19 protein-coding genes are annotated in these 22178 nt (G+C 71.6%); 7 read left to right on the top strand and 12 right to left on the bottom strand.

The genetic code is table 11. The features are described from left to right. The first annotated feature begins 328 nt into the window (after nucleotides 1–328). Nucleotides 329–715: a DUF2267 domain-containing protein gene (locus tag SRB17_RS22645; RefSeq protein ID WP_323376106.1), complete on the top strand. Its 387-nt coding sequence runs from the start codon at nucleotides 329–331 to the stop codon at nucleotides 713–715. A gap of 50 nt (nucleotides 716–765) precedes the next feature. On the opposite strand, the gene SRB17_RS22640 is transcribed toward SRB17_RS22645, so the two are convergent. Beyond that, complete coding sequence (locus tag SRB17_RS22640; protein ID WP_153541629.1) at nucleotides 766–1422, bottom strand: dienelactone hydrolase family protein; 657 nt, start codon at nucleotides 1420–1422, stop codon at nucleotides 766–768. 237 nt (nucleotides 1423–1659) lie between these two features. On the opposite strand from SRB17_RS22640, the gene SRB17_RS45495 reads away from it, so the two are divergent. The 4 genes from SRB17_RS45495 (at nucleotide 1660) to SRB17_RS22620 (ending at nucleotide 5529) form a co-directional block, all read left to right on the top strand. Then, nucleotides 1660–1860 (top strand): hypothetical protein, encoded by a 201-nt coding sequence (locus SRB17_RS45495; protein WP_194294101.1) that lies wholly within the window; start codon nucleotides 1660–1662, stop codon nucleotides 1858–1860. Between the two features lie 89 nt (nucleotides 1861–1949). Next, nucleotides 1950–2411: a MarR family winged helix-turn-helix transcriptional regulator gene (locus SRB17_RS22630; protein ID WP_153541628.1), complete on the top strand. Its 462-nt coding sequence runs from the start codon at nucleotides 1950–1952 to the stop codon at nucleotides 2409–2411. Between the two features lie 52 nt (nucleotides 2412–2463). Then, nucleotides 2464–4188, top strand: coding sequence for an MFS transporter (locus SRB17_RS22625; RefSeq protein WP_153541626.1), 1725 nt, complete (start codon nucleotides 2464–2466; stop codon nucleotides 4186–4188). A 159-nt stretch (nucleotides 4189–4347) separates the two neighbouring features. Continuing rightward, nucleotides 4348–5529, top strand: coding sequence for a mannosyltransferase family protein (locus SRB17_RS22620; protein ID WP_153542363.1), 1182 nt, complete (start codon nucleotides 4348–4350; stop codon nucleotides 5527–5529). Between the two features lie 21 nt (nucleotides 5530–5550). Here the strand turns inward: SRB17_RS22620 and SRB17_RS22615 are convergent, their stop codons facing one another. Both SRB17_RS22615 and SRB17_RS22610 read right to left on the bottom strand, forming a co-directional pair. Beyond that, complete coding sequence (locus SRB17_RS22615; protein ID WP_153541624.1) at nucleotides 5551–6633, bottom strand: hypothetical protein; 1083 nt, start codon at nucleotides 6631–6633, stop codon at nucleotides 5551–5553. A 63-nt stretch (nucleotides 6634–6696) separates the two neighbouring features. After that, nucleotides 6697–7665, bottom strand: coding sequence for an AraC family transcriptional regulator (locus tag SRB17_RS22610; RefSeq protein WP_153541622.1), 969 nt, complete (start codon nucleotides 7663–7665; stop codon nucleotides 6697–6699). 86 nt (nucleotides 7666–7751) lie between these two features. Here SRB17_RS22610 and SRB17_RS22605 point away from each other — a divergent pair, with 86 nt between their 5' ends. Beyond that, nucleotides 7752–8588: an NAD(P)H-binding protein gene (locus SRB17_RS22605; RefSeq protein ID WP_153541620.1), complete on the top strand. Its 837-nt coding sequence runs from the start codon at nucleotides 7752–7754 to the stop codon at nucleotides 8586–8588. Nucleotides 8589–8785: 197 nt separating this feature from the next. Here the strand turns inward: SRB17_RS22605 and SRB17_RS22600 are convergent, their stop codons facing one another. From SRB17_RS22600 to SRB17_RS22580, 5 genes are all read right to left on the bottom strand, one after another. Continuing rightward, complete coding sequence (locus tag SRB17_RS22600) at nucleotides 8786–10246, bottom strand: glycoside hydrolase family 43 protein (RefSeq protein ID WP_153541618.1); 1461 nt, start codon at nucleotides 10244–10246, stop codon at nucleotides 8786–8788. Nucleotides 10247–10296: 50 nt separating this feature from the next. Next, complete coding sequence (locus tag SRB17_RS22595) at nucleotides 10297–11220, bottom strand: carbohydrate ABC transporter permease (protein WP_153541616.1); 924 nt, start codon at nucleotides 11218–11220, stop codon at nucleotides 10297–10299. Nucleotide 11221: 1 nt separating this feature from the next. Continuing rightward, entirely contained in the window at nucleotides 11222–12115 is an 894-nt protein-coding gene (locus tag SRB17_RS22590; protein WP_153541614.1) for a carbohydrate ABC transporter permease, read from the bottom strand. Between the two features lie 35 nt (nucleotides 12116–12150). After that, complete coding sequence (locus SRB17_RS22585) at nucleotides 12151–13494, bottom strand: ABC transporter substrate-binding protein (RefSeq protein ID WP_153541612.1); 1344 nt, start codon at nucleotides 13492–13494, stop codon at nucleotides 12151–12153. Nucleotides 13495–13578: 84 nt separating this feature from the next. Continuing rightward, a complete protein-coding gene (locus tag SRB17_RS22580; RefSeq protein WP_153541610.1) occupies nucleotides 13579–15408 on the bottom strand; it encodes a glycoside hydrolase family 2 protein in 1830 nt (609 codons plus the stop codon). 149 nt (nucleotides 15409–15557) lie between these two features. Between SRB17_RS22580 and SRB17_RS22575 the strand changes: the two genes are divergently transcribed. After that, nucleotides 15558–16571 carry a LacI family DNA-binding transcriptional regulator gene (locus SRB17_RS22575; protein ID WP_323376105.1) on the top strand — a complete coding sequence of 338 codons (1014 nt, stop codon included), beginning with the start codon at nucleotides 15558–15560 and terminating at the stop codon, nucleotides 16569–16571. An 11-nt stretch (nucleotides 16572–16582) separates the two neighbouring features. Here the strand turns inward: SRB17_RS22575 and SRB17_RS22570 are convergent, their stop codons facing one another. The 4 genes from SRB17_RS22570 to SRB17_RS22555 form a co-directional block, all read right to left on the bottom strand. After that, nucleotides 16583–17869, bottom strand: a complete 1287-nt coding sequence (locus SRB17_RS22570; protein ID WP_153541607.1) for a phosphodiester glycosidase family protein — start codon at nucleotides 17867–17869, stop codon at nucleotides 16583–16585. A 516-nt stretch (nucleotides 17870–18385) separates the two neighbouring features. After that, nucleotides 18386–20578 carry an MMPL family transporter gene (locus SRB17_RS22565; protein WP_153541605.1) on the bottom strand — a complete coding sequence of 731 codons (2193 nt, stop codon included), beginning with the start codon at nucleotides 20576–20578 and terminating at the stop codon, nucleotides 18386–18388. Between the two features lie 243 nt (nucleotides 20579–20821). Beyond that, nucleotides 20822–21478, bottom strand: coding sequence for a maleylpyruvate isomerase N-terminal domain-containing protein (locus SRB17_RS22560; RefSeq protein ID WP_323376104.1), 657 nt, complete (start codon nucleotides 21476–21478; stop codon nucleotides 20822–20824). A gap of 253 nt (nucleotides 21479–21731) precedes the next feature. Further along, nucleotides 21732–22097, bottom strand: coding sequence for a 5-carboxymethyl-2-hydroxymuconate Delta-isomerase (locus SRB17_RS22555; RefSeq protein WP_153541601.1), 366 nt, complete (start codon nucleotides 22095–22097; stop codon nucleotides 21732–21734). Nucleotides 22098–22178 lie beyond the last annotated feature (81 nt).

Raw genomic sequence — 22178 nt, 5'->3', positions numbered from 1 at the left:
CCCGACCGGCTTCACTTCACCCGCATCCGGTTCGCCCCGGGCCCCGTGGTGGCGGGCCGTGCACTCGGCCGGCAGGTGCAGCGCATGCGGGGTCTCCGCCGTGCCGCGGCAGCGGTACGGCTCCACGGCCTCCCACAGTTGCCGCCCACGGCACTCCGCTGGTGGGGGCCGATACCGAGACCCTTCCTCCGGTTCCTCCCGGCCTGAGACCACCCGAAAACCTACAATGGCGACATCACCTCTGTCCGTCGGCCGCCCCGGACCCGGCCGCGGTGGACGGGAGGGGTGCGGCTCGCCGTGATGGCCTGCGACGACAGTGGAGGCCGCCGTGCAACTGGAAGAATTCCTGGCCCAGGTCCGCGACCGGGGCGAGTACCGCAGCCGCGAGGAGACCGAGCACGTCTGTGAGGCCGTCCTGTGGGCGCTCGCGACCCGGATCGCCCCGGAAGAGGCCGACGAACTGGCGGCGCGCTTGCCCGCACCGCTGGACGAGGCCCTGCATCTGGACCGGGGGCGCCCCGAGAGGTTCGACTGTGACGAGTTCCTCCGGCGGGTGTCCGTGCAGACCGGCGCCCGGCCCCGTACGGCCGAGTGGGACGCGGACGCCGTACTGTCCACGGTGGCAGACGCGGTGCCGGCCCGGCAGATCGACCACCTGCTGTCCGGTCTGCCGGCCCGCTACGCCGAGTTCTTCGGCAGGCCGAGTCCCGCCTGACGCGGCCACGTGTCCCGCCGCGGGGTTGTCCTGCTGCGGGTCCCGGCCGGTCAGGCGGTCGTGCCGGTCAGCCGCTCGTCACACCACTGCCTGGCCACCTCGGCCACCTGTTCCAGGGCTCCGGGCTCTCCGAACAGGTGGGTCGCACCCTCGACGATGTGCAGGGTGTGCGGGGCCCGCAAGTACGCGGCCGCCTCCTCGTTCAGCTCCTGGACCTGCTGGTCCTGGCCGCCGACGATGAGCAGCACCGGGGCCCGCACCTGTCCCAGGGCGTCGCCCGCCAGATCGGGCCGGCCGCCCCGCGAGACCACGGTCAGCACCCGGTCGGGGCGCTCGGCCGCGGCCACCAGCGCCGCGGCGGCGCCCGTGCTGGCGCCGAACAGGACGACCGGGAGACCGCGGGTGTCGGGCTGTGTGTCCAGCCAGTCGATCGCGGCCACCAGCCGCCGTCCCAGGAGTGGAATGTCGAAGCGGTGCTCGCCGGTCAACGCGTCGTGCCGCTCCTCCAGTTCGCTCAGCAGGTCCATCAGCAGCGTGCCGAACCCGGCGGTGCGCAGCTCCGCGGCGACCATCCGGTTGCGCGGGCTGTGCCGGGAACTGCCGCTGCCGTGTGCGAAGAGCACCACGGCCCGCGCCGCCGCCGGGACCACGAGGTCACCGGAGAGGGTGGCGTCGCTGGTGGGCACCAGAACCATGTCGGAGATCATCGGCATCACTTCTTTCCCGCCTGCCGACCCGGCGGATCGCGACGACGTGATATACCCCCGCGTACCCACCATATCCACGTAAAAAGCCCATTGCAGGGCCGGCCGGCCCTGCGGCTGCCAGGGGCGGGATGCCTTCGGCGCGGCGGTCAAGGTCGCCTGGGACGCGCTGCGTCCGCTCGGGGCCGGCCTGCGCGAGGCGGAACTCACTCGCGGCCCGCGGTCGCGCACCCGGACCGGGTGGCCGCGATCGAGGCACTGCGGGACGGCGGCACGGTCCACGACTGGTTCGTGCGCCTGGTCGCGGTCCTGGAGGACCCGGACGGCGAGGGGCACCTGGCGACCGTCTACCACCGAACCGGCGGGCCCCGGCCGGCCGCCGCCGCCGAGGCGGGACAGGCCATTACTGGAATCGCGAGGATCATTGCCCTCGGGAGGTGACCTGTCGCCAGCGCGGAGCCTCGCCAGGCGACCGCTACGCCCGCCCCGAAACGGTTGATGTGCACTACACGTATATGCATAATGAGGTTATGCATAAGCAGGTTATGGATCCTGCCGGCCCCCTGGACACATCGGGCGAGCACCTGATGCTCGCCGTGGAGGAGATCGTCCGGTACGTGCGCCGCAGCGCCACGACCGGCGGTCTGAGCCCCGCGGCCTCGTCCGCGCTCGGCCGGCTGGGGCGCGAAGGACCCCAGCGGCTGACCGAACTGGCCCGCGCCGAGAACGTCTCCCAGCCCAACATGACCCAGCTCGTCACCCGCATGGAACGGGCAGGGCTGGTGCGCCGCACCGCCGACCGCGCCGACGGCCGCGGGGTGCTGGTCGAGGCCACCGACTCCGGCCTGGAGGTGTTCCGGCAACGCCGGGCCGAGCGCGCCGACGCCCTGGAGCAGCTCGTCGAGGAGCTGACCGAGCCGGAGCGGCGTGCCGTGGCGATCGCCCTGCCCGCGCTGGCCCGGGTGATCCAGGACCGCCAGGCACGGTCCTGAGCCTGCCCGTCCCCTCGCACCCTCCCCGGAGAGAACTGGAGATGAAGCGGTCATGAGCGCACCGCACGGCACGACCGCCGGCCCGTTCCGGCAACCCAAGGCCGTCTGGGCCGTGGCTTTCGCCTGCGTGATCTCGTTCATGGGCATCGGACTGGTCGACCCGATCCTGCCCGCCCTCGCCGAGAGCCTGCACGCCTCACCCAGCCAGGTCTCGCTCCTGTTCAGCAGCTACCTGATCGTCACCGCGGTGGCCATGCTGATCGTCGGCTGGTTCTCCAGCCGGTTCGGTGCCAAGCGCACCCTGGTCATCGGCCTCGCCGTCATCGTGGTCTTCGCCGCGCTGGCCGGCTCCTCGGGCTCCATCAACGGCATCGTCGGCTTCCGGGCCGGCTGGGGCCTGGGCAACGCCCTCTTCATCGCCACCTCGCTCGCGGTCATCGTCGCCTCGGCCAGCGGCGGCTTCGGCGGCGCGATCATCCTCTACGAGACCGCGCTCGGCCTCGGGATCGCCGTAGGGCCGCTGCTGGGCGGCGAGTTGGGCGCCATCAGCTGGCGCGGCCCGTTCTTCGGCGTCGCCGTACTCATGGCGACAGCCCTCGTCGCGACCCTCGCCTTCGTACCGTCACTGCCCAAGCCCGCCCGGCCCACCTCCCCCATAGCGCCGCTCAAGGCGTTGCGCCACCGCGGTCTGCTGACCATGGGCATCATGGCCCTGCTCTACAACTGGGGCTTCTTCACCATGCTCGGCTACGCCCCCTATCCGATGAAGCTGAGCGCGCACCAGCTGGGTCTCGTCTTCACCGGCTGGGGCCTGCTGGTGGCGGCGTTCAGCGTCTTCTTCGCCCCGCGCCTGCAGGCCCGCTTCGGCACCGCCCCCGTTCTGTACGTCAACCTCGTCGGCCTCGGCATCGTGATGGCCGTCATCGCCGCCGGCGTACAGAAGCCGGCCGTGGTCATCGTCGCGGTCATCGTCAGCGGCGCCTTCATCGGCATCAACAACACCCTCACCACGCAGGCCGTCATGCTCGTCTCCCCCGTGGAACGCCCGGTGGCCTCCTCCGCGTACGGCTTTCTGCGCTTCATCGGCGGCGGCCTGGCGCCGTACGTTGCCGGCAAGCTCGCCGACGCCACGGACCTGAGCGTGCCCTTCTACCTCGGTGCCGCCACCTTTGTCCTGGCCGTCCCCGTCCTGGCCGGCGGGCACGGCCTGCTGCGCCGGGCCGAGACGGACACCGGTGAGAGCGAAGCGATGGTGTCGCCTTCACTGACGCCCGTCGGCACCCCGGCCGCCACGGACACGCCGCCGGTCATCGTCGCGGTGGGCGCGCACGACCGGGCCGCCGCCATCGTCGACGCGGCGGCCCGACTCGCCCGGGACACCGGCAGCCCGCTGGAGGTCGTCCACGTCCAGCAGACGGCGGTGGTCGAGGAGCAGGCCGTCGAGACCGAGACCACCGAACAGGCCCGGGCCGCCGTGGTCGCCCACCTGGACCGTCTCGCGGGCCACGGCATCCCCGCCACCGGTCAGATCCTCTGCAGCGTCGGCGACCATGCGGCCGCCGGCCGCGCGCTGGCCCAGCACGCGGCGCGGGTGGGCGCCCGCGCGGTCGCGGTCGGCCGCTCTCCGCGTGGCCCGCTCGCCCAGTTCGCCGACGGCAGCCTCACCACGGCGCTCACGCACAGCGCCCACTGCACGGTCGTCCTGCTCGACGCCGACGACAGCCGCCGGCACCTGACGCCGGCCACGCTGGCGGAACTACGCGAGACCGCGGCCTGAGGCCGGCTGGAGGGCCCGCGGCGGCGGTGCCTCGGTACCGGTGGGTCGGGCTCCACGGCATTGACCAGCACCCCGTGCCCGTGAGGACGAGAGGCCTTCCATCCGGGTGTGTTCCGGATTGCGCTCGTGTTTCCGGCCGCTCATGGTCGGAGGGTGAGCATGTCACCCGCGCTGCGGCCGCCCGACAGCCCTCGTGAGACCGGCCGCGGTCGGGTGAAGGGTGCCCCGGGCGTTCTCCGGGCGCTCGCCGTCTTCGCGGCCGTCCGCCTCGCCGGGGTCGCCCTGCTGATCCTGGTCGACGCAGTGGCCGGCCGCCCGTTCGGGAAGAGCCTGGTCCATGCGTGGGACTCCGTCTGGTATCTGCACATCGCCGAGCATGGATACGGGACCCAGCTGCGCATCACCGGCACGGGCGCGGTCCAGACCGACTGGGCGTTCTTTCCCCTGTATCCGGCGCTGATCCGAGCCCTGCGCGGCGCGCTCCCGCTGACCGCCGGGCAGGCCGGGCTGCTGATCGCCTGGGGTTGTGCGGTGCTCGCCGTGTACGGCATCCACACGATCGGGCATCACCTCTACGGGCGGACGGTCGCCACCACCGTCGTCGCCCTGTGGGCCGTGCTGCCGCAGTCGGTCGCCCTCACCATGGCCTACACCGAACCGCTGTTCACCGCGTGTGCCGCCTGGTCCCTGTACGCCGTGCTGCGCCGCCGCTGGCCGGCCGCGGGCGCGCTGGCGCTGCTGGCGGGCCTCGCCCGGCCGAACGGGATCGCGGTCGCCGCGGCCGTCGCCGCCGCGGCCGGGCACGAGGTCGTACGGCAGCGGGGCCGCGCCTCCCCGGGGCTCCTGTTCGGCACGGTTCTGGGTCCCCTGGGCTGGATGGCCTATGTGCTGTGGGTGGGGCGGCAGACCGGTGACCTCTGGCACGGCTACCTGCAGGTGCAGAGTGCCTGGAACTCCCGCCTGGACCTCGCGGTCGGACCCATGCGTCTTCTGGATTCGATGCCGTTGCAGGGCAGTTGGGTGACCTATCCGGTGTCCGTGGTCCTCGTCGTGGCGGGCATCGTGTCGCTCTGCCTGCTGTGCCTGGACCGCGCCCCGCTGCCGCTGGTGGTCTTCGCGGGCGCGCTGCTGCTGTCGGTGGTCGCGGTGTCCGGCCCCTTCTCCTCCAAGCCGCGGTTTCTGCTTCCGGCGTTCCCCCTGCTCATCCCGCCGGCCCGCGCCCTCGTCCGGGTGTGGCGCGCGGGCCCGTCGCGCCGTGCCCGCCTGGTGTGCGGCGGTCTCACGACCGTTTCCCTGCTCTACGGCACCTACCTGGCGGCCCTCGCCAGCCAGCCGCTGTGAGCGGGCCACGACGTGACCGTCTCACCGGGGCTGAAGTGTCCAGCGGTTGAGCGTCTCGGTGCCGGCGTCGTAGGTGAGCCAGGTCCCGTCGCCGAGGGGGCGCACCTCCGCGCCGGCAGGTCCCTGGGGATAGGCCACCGTGCCACGTATCTCCAGGGTGTGGGCGTCGAGGATCCAGTGCCGGTTGTTCTCTTCGTCCTCGTCGGGGTCGACCGTCGAGCCGATGACGATGCCGGCGTCGACGAAGCCGCAGAAGTAGTTCCAGGAGTGCGGGTCCTCGTCGTCGGCCGGCTCGACCGGCTCGGTCGGCTCGGCCGGTCGCTCGGCGAGCACGGCGCCGTCCAGGGCGTGCAGGCGCAGGTCCGCGCCGTAGTGCTCCGCCGTCAGGAAGCCCTCGTGTCCGGCGTGGACGTCCATCAGGATGCGGTCCATGGTCTCGTTCAGATTCCAGCCGGTCAGCTCCGTGCCGTCCCAGCGTGCCCAGTACAGCAGGATGCCGTCCTGGCCCATGCCGATGCACAGGCCCATGTGAACGCCGTCCGGGTGGGAGAGGTGGTGCGATCCCGCGGCCATGCTGTCCAGCGGCAGCGCGGCCAGCTCGCGTCCGTCGAGGGCGTCCAGCACGACCCAGCGTTCCTCCCAGTGGTCCTTCTCCGGTTCGGTCACGATGTGCGCCCACACCAGCCTGCCGTCGTCCGAGACCCGGCAGGAGCCGTGCTCGAGCCCCCGGCACACCTCCTGTTCGTCCCCGCTGTGCGGATGGCCGATCTCCGGGCCCCAGCAGGCGTGCCGGTACTCCCACAAGGTCTCCCCGCCCGCGCCCACGGCCCGCACCGCGCGCTGGCCCGAGAACACCGCGAACGTGCCGTCCGGACTCACCGAGTGGACACCGTGGTCCCAACCCGGCCAGGGCAGCGGGAAGACGGCGCCGGGCGCGCGCTCTCCGGCGAACACCTCGTCCAGGTCGTACACCTCCAGCTCATGGCCGTTCCGGAGGAGGGCGCGGCGCGAGTCCGTCCCGCGGCTCTCGAAGGCGAAGCCGTTGACCAGGGCGTGTCCGCCGGGCAGGCGGACCGAGCCGCGCAGTCGTGCGTTGATCGACATGAGTCCGAAGGTAGCGGAGCCCACTGACAGCGGGACCGGTGCCGGGCAGCCGGGCGGCACGGCTCACTCGGGGGTCGTCGCGTCGGATCGCCGTGCCTGGCGGCGCCACGCGGAGGGGGTGGTGCCGTGGCGGCGCTTGAAGGCGACGCTGAACGCGAACGGGTCCTCGTAGCCGACCCGGTGGGCCACGGCCGCGACGGTCGCCTCCGTGTCCCGGAGGAGGTCCGAGGCCACGGCCATGCGCCAGCCGGTGAGATACGTGAGCGGCGGCTCACCGACCAGACAGGTGAAACGTGCGGCGAACGCGGCGCGGGACATGCCGAGACGGGCGGCGAGTCCGGCCACCGTCCAGCGCTGCGCGGGATGCCGGTGCACCAGGCGCAGCGCCTCGCCGATGGCCGGATCGGAGAGCGCGCGGTACCAGGCCGGGGGCGTCGCGTCGGGTCCGGCGCACCAGACGCGCAGGGCCAGCACCAGCACGAGGTCCAACGCGCGGTCGATGACGGCATCCTGTCCGGGTTCGTCACGCGCGATCTCGGCGGCGAGCAGTTCCAGTGCCGGCCCGGTCCGCGGTCCGGCGGGCACGATCGCCGAGGGCGGCAGCAGCCCCAGCAGCCGGTCCCCCACATCGCCGCGGAGTTCGTAGGCGCCGCGGAGGAGGACCGTGGCCCCGGGCAGGCCGTCGCCGTACGTGCGCGGAGCCAGGCCGCGTCGGACCCCCGCCGCCCTCTCGTCGCCGTCGACCACCTGCTTCTCCCGGCCGCGGATCACGACCTGGGGCGGGGTGGTCGGAGCGTCGGCGATCGTGTACCTGCTGGTTCCGCTGATCAGGGCGATGTCGCCGGCGGCAAGGCGCACCGGTGCGGCGTCCGGGTCGTCGAGCCGGACCGAGGCGTGTCCGGCGAGCGTGGCGACGACCGTGAGGGGCGGCGCGTCGACGAAGCTCAGCGACCACGGTGGCCGCTGGACCAGTTTGCGGACCGGTGCGTTCCTTGCACGGGCTCGGTGCAGCAGATCGCTCAGCACGTCCATGCCCGCCCCCGACTCTGGACGATCACAAAGGTCTTGGCGATTGTCTCCCATGGATCGTCTGCGGCGCACGGTGTTCGCTCGAGGGCATGAAGAGCATCCTCATCATCGGCGGCACCGGCAAGACCGGCCGCCGTATCGCGCGGCGCCTCGAGGCCGCCGGCCAACCGGTACGCACGGCGTCCCGCACCGGCGCCGACGCCCCCTTCGACCTGGACGATCCGTCGACCTGGGCCCCGGCCCTCGACGGCGTCACCGCGGCCTATGTGGTCGAGCCCGACCTGCGCTCCACCGTGGACCGTGAGGCCCGGATCCCCCGCTTCGTCTCCGCCGCGGTGGACGCCGGCGTACGACGGCTGGTGCTGCTGTCGGCGTACGGCGTGGGCGAGGCCGACGACGGTCATCCCCTCAAGGCCGCCGAACGCGCCGTGATGTGCTCCGGCGTCGGCTGGACGATCCTGCGGCCCGACTGGTTCTCGCAGAACTTCAGCGAAGGTCCCTGGCTCCAGGCGATCCGGACAGGGACCCTCTCCTTGCCGACCGGTGACGGACGCACGCCGTTCGTGGACGCCGAGGACATCGCCGAGGTCGCCGCGTCGGCGCTGACCGAGGACCGGCACAGCGGCCGGACGTACCGGCTGACCGGTCCACGGGCGGTCGGCTTCGGGGAGGCGGCCGAGCTCATCGGCAGGGCCACCGGACGTGTCGTCCGCCATGTCGACGTCGATCCCGGCGTGTTCACCGAGCGGCAGGCCTCCGCCGGTGTTCCGGAAGACGTCGCACACCTGCTCACCGGCCTTCTCGTGGCGGTCCGTTCCGGCCGGGGCGCCACGGTCGCCGACGGCGTGGAGCGAGCCCTCGGCCGGCCCCCGAGGCCGTTCGAGGACTACGTCGCCGAGACCGCCGCCGCGGGCCTCTGGAGCTGATGATGCGGGGTCAGCCCTCGATGTCCAGGTCCGTCCCGTACAGCGGGTCGGGCCCGGCGGCATGCGGGAGCCTCGCGAGGAGTTCCCGCCCGACCGCCTCGGGGTACCACGTGTGGAGCATGGTGGGGTGTCATGCGGTGATCAACTCCCGCCCGCAGAGCGGCACTCCGGCTCGTGCCGAGCCCTGCCCGACGCCGTCAGTTCGTGTACGCCTCCGCCCGGTCCACGCTTACGAACGCCGCCTGCGACTGGGCGTCGTGTTCGCCGGTCACGCGGATCCGCAGGGTGTGCCGGCCGTACGTGAGCCGGGGGCTCACGTACTGGAGGGTCTCGCCGGTGCGGATCGCCCCGTAGTAGTCGACGCGTTGCTCCGCCGCGCCGTCGACGCTCACGCCCGCGATGCCGTTGCCGGTGTCGCGGACGGACAGCAGGGCGATGCGGGTGCCGGTGAAGGTGAAGGTGGCGGTGTTGCCGGCCTGGTCGCTCCAGTGGTCGTCGCCCCAGAAGCACTGGGTGGCGCAGCCGGTGCCGGAGTTCCAGGTGCCGGTGTAGGTGACGGTTCCGGCGCCGCTGGAGCGGCCGTCGTCGTTGATCCAGTAGGTGCCGGATCCAGGGTCACCGGAGGGCAGCTCCTGGGTCGCGCCCATGGCGAGCGGCCGGCCGAGGCCGGGGCTGCCGTCCGCGTTCCAGGTGATCTTCTGGGCGCGGGTGGTGCGGTCGGTGTAGGTGTACGCCGAGGTCGACTTGGCGTGGTAGACCATCCAGTCCTCGGTGCCGTCGGGCGAGCGGAAGAAGGCGTGGTGGCCGGGGCCGTAGACACCGTGGTCGTCGGCGCGCGAGAAGACCGGACCGGAGTGCTGGGTCCAGTCGGCGGGCACCAGCGGGTCGGCGCCGTTCGACAGGGACATCATCCAGATCTGGTAGTCCGGTTTGCCGGTGTCACACGTCGAATACGTCATCCAGGTACGGCCGTTGCGGTTCAGGAACTCGGGCCCCTCGCGGACCTCGGGGCAGCCGCCGGCGGCGTCGATGGCGACCGCGTCGCCGGAGACGGTGTACGGGTTGGACAGCGGCGCGATGTTCAGGCCGTTGTGCTGGTAGGGGTTGATGCCGCTGTAGGCGAGGTAGAGACGGCCGTCGTGCTGGAAGACACTGGGGTCGATCGCGAAGTCGGAGGCGTGGTTGGGCGGTGCGAGCCTGGCCTTGAAGTGGTACGGGCCTGCGGGGTCGTCCCGGTCGGACTCCAGGACGTAGACACGGTGGTGGTCGTCGACGCCGTCGTCGGCGGTGTAGTAGAGGTACCAGCGGTCACCGAAGCGGTAGAACTCCGGGGCCCAGATGTCGCGGTTGCGGGAGGGATCGGTGTCGGTCCAGACGGTGACCGGGTCCGCGGTGAGCAGGGTGCCCAGGGACGGCGAGCGCCACATGCGGATGCTGTCGCCCTGGGTGGTGGTCAGGTAGTAGTTGCCCTTCCAGTAGGTCAGGTAGGGGTCGGGGCCGGGGTTGAGCGGGTTGCGGAAGGTGCCGGTCGCCGCCTTCGGCCTGGCCGTCGGGGCGGGCTTCGCCGAGGGGGCCGCGGTGGCCGCGGGCACGGTGGCGAGGCCGAGCAGCAGGGCCAGGAGGAGGGCGAGGAGGGGGGTGCGGATGCCTGTGCGCATGAGCGGCTCCTTGGACGGGCGTCGTCGGGCGGAACAGGGGTCGTACCGGCTCACTGGCCGCCGAGGCCGGTCGTCGCCACGGACTTCACGATGTGCCGCTGGAAGAACATGAAGACCAGGACGAGCGGCAGCGCGGCCAGTACGGCCGAGGCCATCGACTGGGCGTACTGGATGCCGTAGGCGTCCTTCACGGAGGTGATGCCGACCGGCAGGGTCATCAGGTTCGGGTCAGACGTCGACACGAACGGCCACAGGAAGTTGTTCCACGCCCCGATGAACACGAAGATCGCCACGGCGGCGAGCATCGGCCGGGACAGCGGCAGCAGCACCGACCAGAAGATCCGCCAGTGGCCCGCGCCGTCGATGCGGGCCGCCTCCTCCAACTCGTGGGGCAGTGAGTCGAAGTGCTTCTTCAGGATGAACACCATCACGGGGGCCACGGTCTGCGGAAGGATCACCGCCGCGTAGGTGTCGAGCAGATGCAGGCTCAGCATCTGCTGGAACCAGGGGACGATGAGCAGTTGGGGCGGTACGACCACGGCGGCCACGGTGAGCGCGAACAGGGTGCGGCGGCCGGCGAACAGGGTGCGGGAGAAGGCGTATCCGGCCATCGCGGAGACCAGGACCGTGATCACCGTGACCGCGGCGGCGATGAGGAAGCTGTTGAGCATCCACAGCGGCAGGTCCCCGCGTTCCCAGACCGTGCTGAAGCCGTGGAGGGTGAGGCCGTGCCGGGGCCAGAACCAGTGCAGGGGGTCGCTGGCGTCCTGCTCGGACTTGAAGGCGGTCAGCAGCGCCCAGGCCACGGGCAGCAGCCATACCAGCGCCATGACCGAGAGGGCGGCGAGGGCGAGTACGCGCGCGGTCCGGCTCTCGCCCAAGGAGAGGTGGGCGGTGCGCCGCCGCATCGCCACTTCCCTTACGGGGGGCCGGAATTGGGGGGCGGTGCGGACGGGCAGGTCGGTGGAGGCCATGTCACTTCTCCCGGCGGCGGAGGGCGGCGTACTGGGCGGCGGAGGCGAGGACGACGAGGGCGAAGAAGATGTAGCTGATCGCCGAGGCGTACCCGAGCCGGTAGCCGGTGAAGCCGACGTCGTAGACGTACTCGACGACCGGACGGGTGGAGTTGTCCGGACCGCCCTTGGTCAGCAGGTACACCTGGTCGAAGACCTTCAGCGAGGCCAGGATCTGCAGCACCGTGATGACGGCGGTGATCCGGCGGAGCTGGGGCAGGGTGATCGACCACAGGCGCCGCCAGGCCCCGGCGCCGTCGATGGCGGCCGCCTCGTACAGGTGGTCCGGGATGGACTGCAACGCGGCCAGACAGAGCAGGAAGTTGAAGCCGACGGTCCACCACAGGGTGGTCAGGACGATCGCCCACATGGCGACCGACTGGTCGCTGAGCCACGCCACCTGGCCGAGGCCGAGCGCGTCGAGGAGGTGGTTGTAGAGGCCGAGGTCGGGCTGGTAGAGCCAGATCCACAGCAGGCTGACGACGCCCACGGGCAGAAGGTAGGGGGCGAAGAAGGCCAGCCGCCACACCCACTGCCCGGGCAGGCCGGTGTGCACGAGCAGGGCCATGGCGAGGGCGACCACGACGAGCGGGACGGTCGACAGGGCGGTGAACCACACGGTGTGGCCCAGGGCCCGCCACATCTCCGCGTCCTTCAGGGCCTCGGTGAAGTTGTCGAGGCCGACGAAGGACGGGGCGTGGGCCGACAGGGAGGTGTCGGTGACGCTCATCCACAGTCCCTGGACCAGCGGCCAGAGCATGAAGACGGCGAACAGCACCAGGAAGGGGAGCGCGAAGAGCAGGCCGGGCGGCAGCAGCCGGCGCGCCGGCAGAGCGCCGTTGCGGGGTGAGGACATCGTTGTGCCTCCTGCGCGGATCGTTCGCAGCCGGGTCAGGCCGGGCTGGGCTTGGAGAGGAAGGTGTTCAGGCGCCGCACCATGGCGCGCGCCGCGCGGTCGGGGGCGAGCCCGTCGAGGAGGGCCTGCTGGAGAACCTGGGACATGGCGTTCTGGAAATCGGATCCGGCACCGGCGAACCAGACCGCGGGGTCGAGGACGACGTGGCCCGCCGCCTGTGCGTAGTGGGACTGCGGCTGCAGGTTCTGGTAGGCCTTCGTACGGGTCACCGGGCGGTAGGCGGGGATGTGCCCGGCGGTGGCCCAGATCTGGCCGGCCTTGAGCAGGGCGGCGACGGCGCGGTGGGTGCGGCGGCGGTGCTCGGCGTCCGGGTGCGGGTGGTGGGGCAGGACGAAGGAGTGCGAGTCGGCGTACACGGCGGGCGTGCCGAACACCGTGGGGAACGGCGCCGCTCCCACGTTCTTGTCGGCGGCCCGGAAGGTCGCGAGCTCCCACTCCCCCGACAGGATCATCGCCGTCTGCCGGTTGGCGAACGCGGCGATGGCCGCCGCGTAGTCGAGCTGCCTGGGGTTGACCCGGCCGTCGACGAGCTTGGCCATGAACGCGATGACCTCGGCCATCCGGTCCACGTCGACCTCGGCGGGTCCGCCCGCGGGGAGCCGGAAGGCGCCTCCGGTCTGCCGGTACAGGCCGTAGAACAGCCGCCAGCCCTGGGCGGTGTCGGTGACGTAGCCGAAGGCGATGCCCTGCTTGCCCGAGGCCTTGGCCAGTTCCCGGCCGGCGGCGAGGAACTTGTCCGGCGAGTCGAACGCCTCCGCGTCCAGGGTGCCGTCCTTCGTCAACAGTCCCGCCTTGGCGGCCGGTTCGGGATGGAAGAACACGATGAACGGGTGGGTGTCCAGCGGGACGGCGTACGTCCTGCCCTCGAACTGGGTACGGGACCACACCGCGTCGGCGAAGTCCTCGCGCCGGATGCCGTACTCGGCCAGGGTGTCCAGGTCCCACGGGTCCAGCAGACCCGTGGGCGCGTACCCGGCGAGGCGGGACATGTGGGCGACCGCCACATCGGGGCCCCGGCCGCCGGCGGAGGCCATGGCGAGCTTGGTGTAGTAGGGGGTGCCCCACTCCAGGACGGTGCGCTCGATGCGCGTACCCGGCATGTCGGGTCGCGCGGCGCGCACCATGTCGTTGAGCAGGCCGCCGTCGGCGCCACTGAACAGGTCCCACAGGCGGACGGTGGACTCGTCGGCGGCGAGCGCGGATCCGCAGCCGGCGAGCGCGCCGGCGCCGAGGACCGCGCCTGCGGAGACGAGGGCCGCGGTCAGGGCGCGGCGCCTGGTCGGGCCGGGAGGATCGACGGGTGCGGGTGTGCCGGTCATACGGCTCCTTCCCTCAACATGTACATCGATGTAAATCTTGGGCAGGGTACGCTGCTTCCGCTCACGCGGAGCCCCGAAGAGGTGCTATGGCGTTCCGGCTTCGAAGGCTGCCGGACGATGCTGGGCGTCCCTCAGCCGCGCGGTGTCGACCTTCTCGGAGCGGTCGAAGCGATAGACGCCGTTGCGCTCCTGGAAGACGTCGGTGAGCTGGGTGTAGCAGTAGCCGAACATGTCCGGGTCGTCGAGCAGGACGCCGGTGAGGCCGGTGAAGCGGTCGACGAACTCCTCAGGGATGCGCGGCCGTTCGCCGTAGCCCCAGGAGGTGCCGGGCTCGTTCCCGGCCGCCTCGGCCGCCGCCTCCGGATCCCACCAGATGCCGCCGAACTCGCTGCAGAAATAGGGCTGTCCACGGTATGCCACCGACCACGGCCGCCCGTCCGGCGCCGCGTTGACGTACGGCCGGCCCTCGGCCAGACCGTCCATGGTCTTGGCGAACACGGCCGGATCCTGCTCATAGCAGTGGGAGTCGTACACGTCGGTCTCCGCAACCCGGTGGGCGTAGCCGGAGGCGTCGAGCACGGGCCGGGTGGGGTCGGCCTGCTTGGTGGCCAGGAACATCGCGCGGGTGACGTCGTCGAGTTGGGTGATGCGGTCGTGCAGCGGCTGGTACGTCTCGTTCAGCGGGCACCAGCCGACGATCGAGGGATGCGAGTGGTCGCGTTCGAGGGCCTCCAGCCACTGGGCGACGTACGACGCGTCGGGGCGCTGGTTGTCGTCGCGGACACCGACCTCGCAGCCCCAGTCGCCGAACTCGCCCCACACCAGGTAGCCGAGCCGGTCGGCGTGGTACAGGTACCGCTCCTCGAACACCTTCTGGTGCAGGCGGGCGCCGTTGAAGCCGGCGGCGAGGCCCAGTTCGATGTCGCGGGCCAGGTCGGCGTCGCTCGGGGCGGTCATCAGGCCGTCCGGGTAGTAGCCCTGGTCGAGCACCAGGCGCTGGAAGACGGGCTTTCCGTTCAGCAGCAGCCGCTTGCCGTCGACGGCGACGGAGCGCAGGCCGGCGTAGGAGCGTGCGGTGTCGACGGCCGTGCCGCCGGCGTCGAGGAGTTCCAGGTTCAGGCCGTACAGGTGCGGATCCTGCGGGGACCAGGGGCGGACCCGGTCTGCGGGCAGGGTCAGCACGAGCCGGGGGCACAGGTCGAGGTCCGCGCGGCTCTCGGCGGCGGTGATCGCACCCTGGCCGTCGGTGAGCGTGGCACGGACCCGGTGTCCGGGCCGGTTGGCGGTCAGCGGGAGTTCCAGGAAGAAGGCGCCGGAGGCCAGGTCGGGCGTGATCCGGGGCCGCTTGAGGGCGACGGCGCGGGGGACCGGCTCCAGCCACACGGTCTGCCAGATGCCGGTCGTCCGGGTGTAGTGGCAGTGGGAGTTGGCGTACCAGGTGGACTGCTTGCCGCGCGCCTGGACGCCGTGCCGGCTGTCCCTGGCCCGTACGACGATCGTCAACTCCTCGCCGGGTCGGGCGACTTCGCCGAGGTCGGCGGTGAACGGGGTGAAGCCGCCGCGGTGCCGGGCGACCTCGCTGCCGTTGGCCCAGACGGTGGTGTCGTGGTCCACGGCCCCGAAGTGCAGCAGCACCCGGGCGTCGCCCCATGCGGCGGGCACGGTCACCGTCCGCCGGTACCAGACCGCCTCCAGGAAGTCCGCCTCCCCGATCCCGGACAGCGCCGATTCCGGACAGAACGGGACGAGGATCCTGCCGGCGAGTTCACGCGCCGCCAGACCGCGCTCCAGGCCGGTGTCCGAGCGGTCGATCTCGAACTGCCACTCGCCGTTGAGATTGAGCCAGGCCTCGCGGACGAACTGCGGCCTGGGGTGTTCGGGACGGGGCAGATCCGGGGCGTGCGGGACAGGCATGGGGCTCCTTGCATCGAGGGTGCGGGTCGGTGCGCGACACATGGCACCATGGGCTTACATCGATGTAAAGACGTCGGGAGAGGATGACCGGGCCCGAAATCCATTCGTGACGGTCGGTACGATCACGGCGAGCGGAAGGACGGAGCAGCGTGGCGGCCAGACCCAGGATCAAGGACGTGGCGGAGTACGCCGGCGTCTCCCCCAAGACCGTCTCCAACGTGATCAACAACTTCGAGCACGTGTCGGAGCGGACCCGGGCCGCCGTCCAGGAGGCCATCGACGCTCTCGGCTACCGCGTCAACATCGCCGGCCGGCAGCTGCGGCAGGGCCGCACCGGCGTGATCACCCTGGCGGTCCCGGAACTCGACGTCGCCTACTTCTCCGAGCTGGCCAAACACGTCATGGCCGAGGCCGACCGGCGCGGCCGCACGGTGCTGCTCCACCAGACCGGCGCCGCACGTGAACGCGAGCTCGCGGCACTGCACGGCTTCGACGCACAGTTCTCCGACGGCGTCATCCTCAGCCCGCTCTCGCTGCTCCCCCGCGACCTCGTCACCCGCGATCGGCGCCTGCCCGTCGTGCTGCTGGGCGAACGCTCGGCCAAGGGCAGCACCGATCACGTCGGCATCGACAACGTCGTGGCGGCCCGCGAGGCCACCGAGCACCTCCTGGCGCGCGGACGCCGCCGGATCGCCGTCGTCGGCGGCGCGCTGCGCGGCCCCCAGGGCACCGACCGGCTGCGCACCGACGGCTACCGCGAGGCCCTGACGGCGGCGGGGCTGCCCTTCGACGCCGATCTGGTGGTGCCGGTGGAGGCCTTCCACTGGCAGGACGGTCTGCGCGCCGCCGGCGCGCTGATGGCACGGGAGCACCGGCCGGACGCGCTGCTGTGCCTGAACGACCATCTCGCCCTCGGCGCGCTGCGGGCCCTGCACGAACAGGGCCGCTCGGTGCCGGGCGACCTCGAGGTGATCGGCTTCGACGACATCGAGGCCTCCCGGTTCAGCGTGCCCAGCCTCACCACCGTCGCCCCCGACAAGGAGGAGATCGCCCGGGTCGCCGTATCGCTGCTGCTGGAGCGGATCGACGACCCGGACGCCGCTGCCGTGCACGACCATGTGGCCGGGCACCGGATCATCGTGCGGGAGAGCACGGGCGGCTGAGCGGACGGGTCTCAGCCCTCGGTGGGACGGTACGGGCCGGGCTCGAAGACCAGGGCGTCGCCCACGGCCCGTTCGGTGGGCCCGCTGGGGTGGTTCACCAACGTGCCCTCGACGGACATGGTGGTCGAGCCGCCGCCGTCCAGGTTGACGGCGTCGGTCAGGCCCAGGGCGTCGGCGACGGCCGCCGTCTCGTCCATCGTGGTGCCGACGCTGCTCGTCATGCGGCCGTCGATGGTCGCCAGGACGACCTTGCCCGCGCGGGTCGTACCGGCGATCGTGCGCGGGTTGCGGTCGAAGAAGCTGCCCGAGCCGGCCGGGACCACGATCCGGCCGTGCGCGGTGAGACGATAGCGGCCGTTCACGCCGAACAGTCCCGGGCGGACGTGCAGTTGCCGGCCCTGCTCGTCGGTGAGCTCGGAGTCGGTACGCAGGCAGCCCCCGTCGGCGGTGTGCAGCAGGGCCGCCGCGCCGGTGCCCGTGGCCTGTACCGAGGTCTGGCCGGTGGTCAGATGCGTGCCGCGCGCCATCTGCGTGCGTACGACGCATCCGTTCCGGTCGAGGACCACCTCGACGCCCGCGCCGGCGGGTGTGCTCTCGGCGAACTCGGGGGTGAAGCGCACGACGTCGCCGGGCACGCTGCACTCGGTCGGATCGGTCAGGTCGGCGCAGGCCGCCGGGACGACGGGCGGGTGGTTCACGTACGTCAGCGGCAGCGTGGCTCCGGTCCGCCGGTTGTGCAGGCTGCCCGACCAGCTCAGCCGGCCCGTCAGGGCGCGGTTGTCGTGGGCGTCCACGACGAAGTCGGCCTCTGCCGGGTCGCCGGTGGGCTCACTGAGCAGCCGCCCGTCGTAGAGGCCGAGACCCACCGGGTCGCCGGGATACTGCGCGCTGGCGGTGAAGGTGAAGAAGGAGCCGTTGACGCCGGCCAGGGCCTTCGAGGAGCGCACCAGGTCGGTCGTCTTCTCCGTGTGGGCCAGGTCGGGGCCGTACGTCGCCCGCAGGTGCCCGTGCGCCCTGCGCGGGTCGATGGTCAGGACGTCGACCACCCAGGGGCCGCGTGTCGTGGTGTTGATCCGGTCGGCCGGGGCGGGCTCGGCCCCCCGGACGATACGGGTGAGGGTCACACCGTCGGCCAGGGTCTGTGTCGTACGGGTCTCCGCGAGGCCCCGGTCGCCGAGCGGGAGCGTCGTCTCGGCGGCGCCGGCCCGGCCGGCGGGCGGCGCGAGCAGCAGGAGCAGGGCGGCCACGGTGAGCGTCGCCGCGCGGTTCAAGCCGGGTCTGTACGAGGTGAATGCCATGCAGGCGAGCGTGCTCGCCGTGACGGACGTTTACCCGTGCGGCGGTTGATGCGCCGGTCCCGGTTGGGTTAATTGCCGGTTACACGGGTCGAGTTGGCGGGGATTCGGCGGGCGGGAGCCGGGCCGCTGCCGCGACGCACGACCGGCTCCACCGGGACCAAGGGCACGGGAACCCTCGGGTGAGGATGCCGAAGTCGCCATCGGTTCAGGGGCGTTCGGAGGTCGGGGCGGGCTGCTGCGGCGGACGTCGTCAGCGGGCGAGCAGCGCCGCCGCCGGGCTCGGCGACCACCGTGTCCAGGTGTAGGGCATGCACTCCCCCGCCCCGGACGATGTCGACGCAGCCGACCGGCGAACCGTCCTGCCGTACGCGGATCCAGCCGAGACCGTGCTGCTTCGGCCCGGTGACACGGCACGTGGGTGTGGGAGCGTCGGCCGTATCCCACGCATCGCGCCGACGGGGCGTCCCGCCAGGCCGTATGACCCGGCGGGACGCCCCGTCGCGACCCGCACCGCCGCTAGTTGCGGCGCCCCGCGGGATCGTGGGCGCGGGAGTCCCGGTCCTCGTCGGGCTCCGCTGCGGAACCGGTCACGCCGGTGCCGGCGCCGGCCGCCGCGGTCTCGGCCCGGTCGCCGTGCCCCGGCCACCACGCGGCGTGGCCGATCAGCGCGGTGAGGCTCGGGGTGAAGAACATCGCCATGACGAAGGCGGCGACGGCGATGCCGAAGGAGACCGCGAAACCCATCTCCGTGAGCAGCGAGTTGCCCGCCAGCATCATCGTGGCGAAGGTCGCCGCCAGGATGAAGCCGGCCGCGGCGACCGTCGGACCGGCGTGCCGCAGCGCCATGCCGGCCGCCTCACGCGGCTCGCGGCCCTCGCGGGCCTCCTCGCGCAGCCGGGCGATCATGAGGATGTTGTAGTCGGTGCCGATGGCGACGACGAACAGATACATGATCACCGGGAGCATGAACATCAGACCCGAGTGTCCCTGCCCCTTCTGGAAGATCCACACGGTGGCGCCCAGGGTGGCGCCGAAGCCGAGACCCACCGAGGCCATCAGGTACCAGGGGGCGACGACGCTGCGCAGCAGCAGACCCAGGATCACCATGATGAGGACGGCGGCCACCGGGAAGACCGTCTTGTAGTCGTGGTTCACCGCGGTGTTGATGTCCTTGTAGATCGAGGACATGCCGCCGACGACCGCCTGGGTGCCGTCAGGGGCGTCGCCGTGTGCCACGTCCCGCACCCGGCCCACGGTGTCGATCGCCTTGTCCGTCGACGCCTCGTACTTGAGCGTGACGGTGAAGTCCGCGGTGTTTCCCCCCTTGTTGAGCTGCGTCATGCGGGCGCCGGCGACCCCGTCCACGGCCCCGAGCTTGCGTGCGTACGTGCCGAAGTCGGCCTTGTCCAGCGGCCTGCCGTCGGTGCTGGACAGATAGACGTCGGTGGGGGCCGCGGCGCCCGCCGAGTACGCCTTCTGCATCTGGTCCTGGACGACCATGGACTCCTTGGTCTTCGGCATGGAGCCCGCCGCCAGGTCGAACGTGGCGTGGTAGCCCAGGATGCCGAGCGACAGCACGACCAGTACGAGACCGGACGCCGCGGCGGTCAGGTACGGACGGCGCTGCACACCGCGGCCGAGCGCGGCGAACCGGGCATTCTCCGGCTCCTTCTGCCAGGACTTGGAGGGCCAGAAGATCTTCGGCCCGATCAGCGAGACCACGGCCGGGATCAGGGTCAGGCCCGCCACGAGGGTGGCGGCCACCGCGATCGCGAGCGCCGGGCCCATCTGCTTGAGGAAGCCCAGTGTGGACAGCGCCAGGGCGAGGAACGCGATGATGACGGCGCCGGCCGCCGAGGCGATGGCCTCACCGACCCGGTCGACCGCGTTGACCATGGCCTGCTTGGGTTCGTCACCGGCCCGCAGGCGCTCGCGGTAACGGAACATCAGGAACAGGAAGTAGTCCGTGCCCACGCCGAAGAGCACGACGATCAGGATCGACGAGATCGAGCTGTTGGCCTGCAGGTCGAACAGCTTGGTGGCGTAGGCGATCAGGCCGTTGGCGACGGCCGACACCAGGCCGATCAGCACCAGGGGAAGGACGGCCAGGATCGGTGCCCGGAAGATGATCAGCAAGGTCACCAGGATGATCGCGAAGGTGCCGAAGCCGATCAGCGCCTGTCCTCGCTTGGACGAGTCCTGCTGGTCGAGCGCCTGGGCGGCGGAACCGCCGAGCTTGACGTCGAGATGCGTGCCCTTGGCCAACTGCTTGACGTCGTCGCGCAACACCTTGGCCGCGTCCGCCTGTTTGGGCTGGCCGGCGTTCTTGCTGTCCATCTGCACCAGGGTCAGGTCATACCTGCCGTCCTTGGACGGCGGGCCGGGGACGACCTTCTGCACCTGGTCGATGTGCTTGTCGCCCAGTTCGGTGGTGATCCGGGCGATGTCCTGCTTGTCGGCGGCGGTCAGTCTGCCGCCGTCCGTGCGCTGGTACAGCGCGATCGCGGACGGGGTGAAGGCGCTGGGGAACGCCTTCTGCTGGAGGTCCGCGGCTTTGATGGATTCGTAACTCTTGGGCAGGAAGCTGCTCTCGTCACTGTTCGAGGGCAGACTCGGAGCGGTGGCGACGATCGCCACCGCGGCAATCAGCCATGCCACGATCGTCCAGACAGGATGTCGGACGACAGTGGTGCCAATACGTCGGAACATGCGGAAGGTCCTCCTGGACAGGAAGATCACCGCAGCCCGGGGAGCGGTCCCTGGCATCGGCGACCCCGTCCGGCCCGCTGCGAACGGGCCGGTCGAACGGTTGTCTTGTGGCCACATGGTAGTGACCGCATACGAAGATCATCTCATCACGTGGTCTCGCTTCCGGCCCCGCCCGGGTGCCCGGGGGCGGTCGGAGCACTCTTCCGGCGAACGACGACGCGCCGGTCGGCCCGGTCAGGCCGCTCAACCGAGCACGAACGGCAGCCTGTCGGCCAAGTCCTCCCCCAGCGCGGCCCGCTCCGCGTCGGTCGCCGTGCGGCGTCCGGTACCGACCAGCAGCGCGTCCTCGTCGGAGAACGCGGCGGGGAAGGAGACTCCGGCGATCTTCTCCAGCGACACGCGCGCCGCGGCGAGCGTCTCGGCGGGCGGCCCGGCGGCCGAGGGCAGATGGGCGATCAGGTCGAGGTGGTGCAGGGTCCACTCGACGACGTACGCGGTCAGGTAGTCGGCGACGGTCAGCACTTCGTCGCGGGTGCCGACGCGGACGGCGGGATCGGCCAGCTCGGCGGCGCGGCCCGCCGCGGAACCGACGTCGTCCAAGTGGAACTTCAGCCATCGCGGCTCGCCGTAGGCGGCCGCCAGCCGAGGGATCAGCGCGTCGAGCGGATCCTCGCCGGTCGGGGCTTCGACCAGGTTCCAGTAGGTGACCGCGTCCACGGTCGGTTCGGTGTCGGCGGGTGTCACCAAGGTGATCAGGACGTCCTGGGCGTCGATGACCAGGTGGCACACCAGATCCCGCACCAGCCAGCCGGTGCAGCCGGACGGCCGCTCGAAGTCCTCGTCCGGGAGCTCGGCCACCGCTGTGCGCAATGCCGTCCAAGAGTGTGCGAAGAGATCCACTGACCGCACGCTAGGCCCTGTCGTCAAACTCCAGCCGTCCGCCCGAAGGGCGGGCCCTGCGGCGTCAGGTGCGTGCTCTCGGCGTGCCGGACCCTGGCCCTCGTACTGGATGTACTTGGGCCTGGGTCCGGTGCGGCGAGAGTGCGTGCATGGCGTCGCGGGGCAGGCGGGAGTTTGACGACAGGGCCTAGTGCGGGGCCGGCGCGGCGGACAACCGAATTCGGATCGGGCGTGTCCGACGCGGGCCGGCGGCTCACCGCGCGGACGGCGAAAGCCGGTAGGAGGCGGCGAGGTCGCGTACCTCCACCGAGAAGAACACCTGTTGCTCACCACGGTCGTCCACCGGCAGATGCTTGGCGAGCAGTGCCAGCACGCCCTCGGACAGGCGTGCCTTCTGCGCCTCGGGGCGGCCGGGCATCAGGCCGACTTCCACGTGGACGAAGACGGCCTGTCCGCTCGCCCCGTCGCCGACGTACGTCTGCGCCGGCCGGAGCAGCGTCTTGCACACACCCGACGTACCGGATTCCTCGACCACGAGCGGATGCAGCTCCTTCACCAGGGCGCAGGCGTCGAAGGCTCCGGCCAGGTGGGAGGAGTAGTCGATGGTGAGGTACGGCATGGCGGGCCTTTCACTGCGTTCCCCGTAGTTTCACTAGGCAACTATTCTCCCCCATGTGAGCGGCGGGCCCCACCTCGCCCC

The sequence above is a fragment of the Streptomyces sp. RB17 genome (assembly GCF_009604455.1).
Taxonomy (GTDB): domain Bacteria; phylum Actinomycetota; class Actinomycetes; order Streptomycetales; family Streptomycetaceae; genus Streptomyces.
This window is presented reverse-complemented; position numbering and strand designations above follow the sequence as displayed.

Excerpts from the sequence above, each read along its gene's own strand:
- SRB17_RS22640 (WP_153541629.1), bottom strand. The coding sequence starts at position 1,422 with ATGATCTCCGACATGGTTCTGGTGCCCACCAGCGACGCCACCCTCTCC.
- SRB17_RS22630 (WP_153541628.1), top strand. The coding sequence starts at position 1,950 with ATGCATAAGCAGGTTATGGATCCTGCCGGCCCCCTGGACACATCGGGC.
- SRB17_RS22625 (WP_153541626.1), top strand. The coding sequence starts at position 2,464 with ATGAGCGCACCGCACGGCACGACCGCCGGCCCGTTCCGGCAACCCAAG.
- SRB17_RS22620 (WP_153542363.1), top strand. The coding sequence starts at position 4,348 with ATGTCACCCGCGCTGCGGCCGCCCGACAGCCCTCGTGAGACCGGCCGC.
- SRB17_RS22615 (WP_153541624.1), bottom strand. The coding sequence starts at position 6,633 with ATGTCGATCAACGCACGACTGCGCGGCTCGGTCCGCCTGCCCGGCGGA.
- SRB17_RS22610 (WP_153541622.1), bottom strand. The coding sequence starts at position 7,665 with ATGGACGTGCTGAGCGATCTGCTGCACCGAGCCCGTGCAAGGAACGCA.
- SRB17_RS22605 (WP_153541620.1), top strand. The coding sequence starts at position 7,752 with ATGAAGAGCATCCTCATCATCGGCGGCACCGGCAAGACCGGCCGCCGT.
- SRB17_RS22600 (WP_153541618.1), bottom strand. The coding sequence starts at position 10,246 with ATGCGCACAGGCATCCGCACCCCCCTCCTCGCCCTCCTCCTGGCCCTG.
- SRB17_RS22595 (WP_153541616.1), bottom strand. The coding sequence starts at position 11,220 with ATGGCCTCCACCGACCTGCCCGTCCGCACCGCCCCCCAATTCCGGCCC.
- SRB17_RS22590 (WP_153541614.1), bottom strand. The coding sequence starts at position 12,115 with ATGTCCTCACCCCGCAACGGCGCTCTGCCGGCGCGCCGGCTGCTGCCG.
- SRB17_RS22585 (WP_153541612.1), bottom strand. The coding sequence starts at position 13,494 with ATGACCGGCACACCCGCACCCGTCGATCCTCCCGGCCCGACCAGGCGC.
- SRB17_RS22580 (WP_153541610.1), bottom strand. The coding sequence starts at position 15,408 with ATGCCTGTCCCGCACGCCCCGGATCTGCCCCGTCCCGAACACCCCAGG.
- SRB17_RS22570 (WP_153541607.1), bottom strand. The coding sequence starts at position 17,869 with ATGGCATTCACCTCGTACAGACCCGGCTTGAACCGCGCGGCGACGCTC.
- SRB17_RS22565 (WP_153541605.1), bottom strand. The coding sequence starts at position 20,578 with ATGTTCCGACGTATTGGCACCACTGTCGTCCGACATCCTGTCTGGACG.
- SRB17_RS22555 (WP_153541601.1), bottom strand. The coding sequence starts at position 22,097 with ATGCCGTACCTCACCATCGACTACTCCTCCCACCTGGCCGGAGCCTTC.